We start from the raw sequence: 5,635 nt of genomic DNA on the forward strand, positions 1-5,635 counted from the left end.
CTCGGGGGCCGGGGCCGCCGGGCGCTCGGCCGGTGGGGTCGCCCGGGAGGTGACCGGCACGCGGGCGACGCCGACCACGATCGACGGGGCGAGCAGGTCCACGACGTGCGCGGGGAGGTCGGGGCGGACCGCGGGCCAGGGAGTGTCGTCGACCGACCAGTAGGAGTCGCCGGGGCGTGGGGTCACCCCCTCCCGGATCGGCGGAACGTCACCGGACGCGCGGTGCTTGGCCATCGGGATGCCTCCACGAGCTGCGGGGTGCGGCCCTGCGGGTCGCTGCGGCGGACATCGAGAAGAACGAGTCCGCCCGCCCTCCGGTGACGCCACGGCCCGCCGAAAGCCGCGCGATGACCGGGAGCCGCCGGTGGCACGGAAGCCGCCGGTGGCACGGGAGCCGCCGGTGGCGCGGGATGCTGCGGGCACCGACGCGGCGGGGCCCCTCGCGGCACCCGGGGTGTCGTCGAGAGGGCCCCGCCGGTGGATCAGTCGAAGATGGGGCCGAGGTCGCGGGAGCGCTTCAGCTCGTAGAAGCCGGGAGTGCCGGCGACCAGCAGGACGCCGTCCCAGAGCCGGCCGGCCGCCTCGCCCTTCGGCGCCGGCGTGATCACCGGGCCGAAGAAGGCCACCTTGTCGCCGTCGGGGCCGGGAGCGTGGATCACCGGGGTGCCCACGTCGGTGCCGACCGGCCGCATGCCCGCCTCGTGGCTGGCCCGCAGCGCCTCGTCGTACGCGGTGGACTCGGCGGCGTCGGCGAGCGCCGGGTCCAGTCCGACCTCGCCCAGCGCCCCGACCAGCATCTCCCGGCCGAGCGGCTCCTGGCCGAGGTGGATGCGGGTGCCCATCGCGGTGTAGAGCTTCGCCAACACCTCCGGGCCGTGCGCCTGCTCGACGGCGATGCAGACCCGCACCGGGCCCCAGCCGCTCTTCATCAGTTCCTGGTACTGCTCCGGCAGGTCCCGGCCCTCGTTGAGCACGGACAGGCTCATCACATGGAAGCTGATGTCCACGGGCCGGACCTTCTCGACCTCCAGCAGCCATCGGGACGTGATCCACGCCCACGGGCACAGCGGGTCGAACCACATGTCCACGGCGACACGTTCGGTCACGGTGAGATCCCTTCACGACGGGTGCGCCGGTGAGCCCGGCGCCTCCCCCGATCTTCACCCCGGGCGGCATCGACCGGTACCGGAATGAGAGCGTGACCTCGCCCACCGCGAGGTGCCGGTGCATGGAAGACTCGATTCCGGCCGGCCGTCACGAGCGGCGGCGGACGGCGCCGTCGGGGCGTGGGCCGAGAGTGGGATGGAGACGAACAGTGCCGGGAGTGCGCAACCTGACGCAGGTCGAGGCGACCGAGCGGGCCCGCCTGCTCGACGTGACCGGGTACGACATCAGTCTGGACCTGTCGAGCGCGGTCCGGGCGGCCGAGAGTCGGACCTTCCGGTCGACCACCGAGGTCCGCTTCCGGTGCACCGAGCCGGGTGCCAGCACCTTCATCGAGGTGGCGGCAGACTCGGTGCGGTCCGCCACGCTGAACGGCGCCCCCGTGGACCTCGGCGACTGGTCGGCGGAGAAGGGCCTGGCCCTGTCCGGGCTGGACGCGGAGAACACGCTGGTGGTCGACGCGGACTTCGCGTACTCCAACAGCGGCCAGGGGTTGCACCGCACGGTCGACCCGGTGGACGGGGAGACGTACCTCTACAGCCAGTTCGAGACGGCCGACGCGCAGAAGGTCTTCGCCTGCTTCGACCAGCCCGACCTGAAGAGCGTCTACACCTGGCACGCGACCGTTCCGGCGCACTGGCGGGTGGTCTCCAACATGCCGGTGGAGCGCGAGGAGCCGGCCGGTGAGGACACCAGGACCGTCCACTTCGTCGAGTCCGCCCGGATGAGCACCTACATCACCGCCCTCTGCGCCGGGCCGTACCACGAGGTGCGGGACAGTCACGACGGCATCGACCTGGGCGTGTTCTGTCGGGCCTCGATGGCGCGGTACCTCGACTCCGACGACCTGTTCCTGATCACCAAGCAGGGCTTCGACTTCTTCCACGAGAAGTTCGGCGTGCGCTACCCGCTGCCCAAGTACGACCAGCTCTGGGTGCCCGACTTCAACGCCGGCGCGATGGAGAACTTCGGCTGCGTCACGCACGCCGAGGCGCACTACATCTTCCGCTCGCAGGTCACCGACTTCGAGTACGAGCAGCGGGCCAACACGATCCTGCACGAGCTGGCGCACATGTGGTTCGGTGACCTGGTCACCATGCGCTGGTGGAACGACCTGTGGCTCAACGAGTCGTTCGCCGAGTGGGCCAGCCACTGGTGCAACACCCACGCCACCCGGTTCACCGAGGCGTGGACGACCTTCCTGTCCATCCGCAAGAACTGGGGCTACCGGCAGGACCAGCTCTCCTCCACCCACCCGGTCTACACGGAGATGCCGGACCTGGAGGCCGTCGAGGTCAACTTCGACGGCATCACGTACGCCAAGGGCGCCAGCGTGCTCAAGCAGCTGGTCGCGTACGTGGGTGAGGAGCCGTTCGTGGCCGGGCTGCGGGCCTACTTCGGCAAGCACGCCTGGGGCAACGCCACCTTCGAGGACCTGCTCTCCGAGCTGGAGGCCGCCTCCGGCCGGGAGCTGCGCAAGTTCGCCGCCCAGTGGCTGGAGACCGCCCAGGTCAACACGCTGCGGCCGGAGGTGACGATCGGCTCCGACGGCGCCTACCAGCGGGTCGTGGTCCGCCAGGAGGCGCCGGCCGGGCACCCGACGCTGCGTACCCACCGGATCGGGGTCGGGCTCTACGACCTCACCGACGGCCGGCTGGTCCGCCGGCAGCGGGTCGAGGTCGACGTCACCGGCGAGCTGACCGAGCTGGCCGAGCTGACCGGCGTGCCGGCGGCCGACGTGCTGCTGCTCAACGACGACGACCTCACCTACACGAAGCTGCGGCTGGACGAGCGGTCCATGTCCACCGTCGTGCAGCACATCGCCGGCTTCGAGTCGTCGCTGGCCCGGGCGCTCTGCTGGACCGCGGCCTGGGACATGGTCCGCGACGCGGAGCTCTCCGCCCGCGACTACGTGGCGCTGGTGCTGGCCGGGCTGCCCGCCGAGACCGACATCAACCTGGTCACCGCCACCCTGCGGCAGGCCGCCAGCACGCTCACCTTCTACGCCGACCCGGCCTGGGCGCCGACCGGCTGGGGCGAGCTGGCCCGCACGGCGAGGACCGCCGTCGCGGCCGCCGAGCCGGGCAGCGGTTTCCAGCTCGCCTGGGCCCGCGCGTACACCTCGGCGGCCCGCTCCGCCGAGGACCTGGCCGCGCTGCGCGGCTGGCTGAACGGCACCGGCGTGCCGGCCGGGCTGACCATCGACACCGAGCTGCGCTGGGCGGTGCTCGACGCGCTGGTCGCCAACGGTGCGGCCGGGCCCGCCGAGATCGAGGCCGAGCTGGCCACGGACCGGACGGCAAGCGGCGAGCGGGAGGCCGCGTACGCGCACGCGCTGGTGCCGACGGTGCAGAACAAGGCGGCCGTCTGGGCCGAGCTGACCGGCCCGGAGTCGCTGCCGAACTGGCGGAACCGGGCGCTGCTGCAGGGCCTCACCCACCCGGCGCAGACCGAGCTGGCCGCGCCCTACCGGGAGCGGTACTTCGCCACGGTGGCGCAGGTCTGGGCCAGCCGGGACAGCGAGCCGGCGCAGGAGTTCGCGCAGCTGGCGTACCCGGCGTACCTGGTGGAGGACGAGACGGTGGCGGCGACCGACGCGTGGCTGGCCGGCGAGGGCCACCCGGGGCCGCTGCGCCGGCTGGTCGCCGAGGGCCGCGACGGCGTCGTCCGCGCCCTCGCCGCCCGCGCCAGGGACGCCCGGAGCGCCTGAGCAGGAGCACGCGGCCCGGGGCCGGTGTGGGTGGCAGCCCACGCCGGCCGCGGACCGAGGCCGCCATTGCGCACTACTGGCGGGTGGAGCGGGGGACTTCGGGCCCGTCGTCCACCGCTACGAACGCGGCACGGGTGACCACTAAGAACTGCTCGGTACGGTCGGGCCGGACGATCCGGTGCGGGTCGACGGGCCCTGTCCGGTGACGCTCGACCCGAGCGCCCGGCCGCGCTGATCGAACGCCGGAAACACCGACACCCGGCCCGCCGAGGCGGACCGGGTGTCGTCGTACGGGAGCGGGGTCAGCCCTTGCCGGCGTGGCTGGCGAGCTGGTCGAGGCCGTTGATGATGCCGCCGGCCAGGTCGCCGCCGCCGAACGCCGCCACCATGGAGAGCGCGGCGAGCCGGGCGTACGTATCAGGGATGCGCTTGCGGGCGTGCCGACCCGTGATGATCTCCAGCTGGCGCTGGTTGGGCGACACCGCGATCAGCACCGACTTGTCGGGCTCGGCGAGCTGGCGGTGCAGCCGCTCGGCGTGCTGCCGGATCGGCTCGTCGAGACCACCGACGAAGACCGAGAAGACCAGGCCGGTGCCCTGGTCGGCCAGGCGCAGCGCCTCGTCGATGCGCAGCAGCTGGCGGGTCGAGAACGGCCCGTCCAGCACGTCGGGCGGGGTACCCGTCCCGCTCTGCTTCTCACCAACGGTCACTTGCGCCTCCGGTTCCACCGGCCGGCGCCTCGATGCCGGCCTGCTCCTGCTTGCGGCCGGTCAGCGCCGGCGCCTGCGCGCCCGCCGCCAGCGCGGTGCCGGCCGAGTCGGCCAGCTGCTCCGGGCGGCCCAGGAACCAGACCGGAGTGAAGTCGAAGGGCCGGCCCGGCCGGTAGCGCTTGGCACCGCCACCACCGCCGCCGCGGCTACCGGCGTACGCCAGGCCGGCGATCACCAGCACCGCGGCCGCCGGGATGCCGACGAAGACCAGCAACGTCTCGGTTACAGACAATCCGAACGCCCCCAGGCGGAAGAAGAGACCTCGGTCGACCGGGTCGGGTGGACGATCATTCCGCCGACCGCCCGACTCCGCTGCCATTCACGTTAGCGGAGCCCACGGCCCGCCAGATTGCGGGGTGGCGATCCCATCCGCCACTGGAGTGCTCCAGTTGCGCAGCGGCGGCGATCAACCTCGCGTCGTCGCCGTACCGGCCGGAGAGCAGCACCCCGACGGGCAGCCCCTCGGCGGTGACGCCGACCGGCAGCGACACGGACGGATCGCCGGTGACGTTGAAGATGGCGCAGTACGGCGAAAAGCGGCGTTGCCGGTCGAAATCCTCCGCCGGGTCGCCGCCGGAGGCGAACCAGCCCACGGGCGCCTGCGGCGCGGCGAGGGTCGGGCAGAGCAGCAGGTCGCAGCCGGCGGTGCGGCGGACGCCGAGGCGTACCTGCCCCTGGAGTTCGCCGAGCGTGGCGGTGAGGGTGCCGGCGGAGAGCTCCGCGCCCCTGGCCCGCAGCAGCCGGGTCAGCGGCAGCAGCTCGCTCTCCCGCTCCAGCGGCACCGGGGCGAGCGCCAGCACGTACCAGACGATCTCGAACAGCGGCCAGGCCGCCGGACCGAGCGGCGGCGGCACCTCGACCACCTCGTGGCCGGCGGCGGTGAGCAGCGCGGCGGCCCGGTCCACGGCGGCGACGCAGTCGGGATGGACCGGCTCGTCGGCGAGCATCGGGGCGGTGAACCGCCCGACGCGCAGCCGCCCCGGCGCGGCCT

At 73.2% G+C, this 5,635-nt stretch carries 5 protein-coding genes and 1 pseudogene; 1 reads left to right on the forward strand and 5 read right to left on the reverse strand.

Annotated features, from left to right (window positions below; translation table 11 throughout):
* Together NCC78_RS26680 and NCC78_RS26685 are read right to left on the reverse strand one after the other, a co-directional pair.
* A pseudogene (locus tag NCC78_RS26680) lies at positions 1-234 on the reverse strand (hypothetical protein); the annotation flags it as partial.
* Between the two features lie 248 nt (positions 235-482).
* Positions 483-1,106 (reverse strand): mycothiol-dependent nitroreductase Rv2466c family protein, encoded by a 624-nt coding sequence (locus tag NCC78_RS26685; RefSeq protein WP_250797918.1) that lies wholly within the window; start codon positions 1,104-1,106, stop codon positions 483-485.
* 218 nt (positions 1,107-1,324) lie between these two features.
* Here NCC78_RS26685 and pepN point away from each other — a divergent pair, with 218 nt between their 5' ends.
* Entirely contained in the window at positions 1,325-3,874 is a 2,550-nt protein-coding gene (gene pepN, locus NCC78_RS26690; RefSeq protein WP_250797919.1) for an aminopeptidase N, read from the forward strand.
* Positions 3,875-4,176: 302 nt separating this feature from the next.
* Here pepN and NCC78_RS26695 read toward each other — a convergent pair whose 3' ends face one another.
* The 3 genes from NCC78_RS26695 to NCC78_RS26705 all read right to left on the reverse strand — a co-directional run.
* Complete coding sequence (locus tag NCC78_RS26695; protein ID WP_250797920.1) at positions 4,177-4,584, reverse strand: DUF5130 family protein; 408 nt, start codon at positions 4,582-4,584, stop codon at positions 4,177-4,179.
* Entirely contained in the window at positions 4,571-4,876 is a 306-nt protein-coding gene (gene ctaJ, locus NCC78_RS26700; protein WP_443677211.1) for an aa3-type cytochrome oxidase subunit CtaJ, read from the reverse strand. Before ctaJ ends, NCC78_RS26695 begins: the two co-directional genes overlap by 14 nt.
* Positions 4,877-4,931: 55 nt before the next feature.
* A partial coding sequence (locus tag NCC78_RS26705; protein ID WP_250797921.1) for an amidase family protein occupies positions 4,932-5,635 on the reverse strand: 704 nt, incomplete at its 5' end.

This window comes from Micromonospora phytophila (genome assembly GCF_023656545.1).
Lineage (GTDB): Bacteria > Actinomycetota > Actinomycetes > Mycobacteriales > Micromonosporaceae > Micromonospora > Micromonospora phytophila.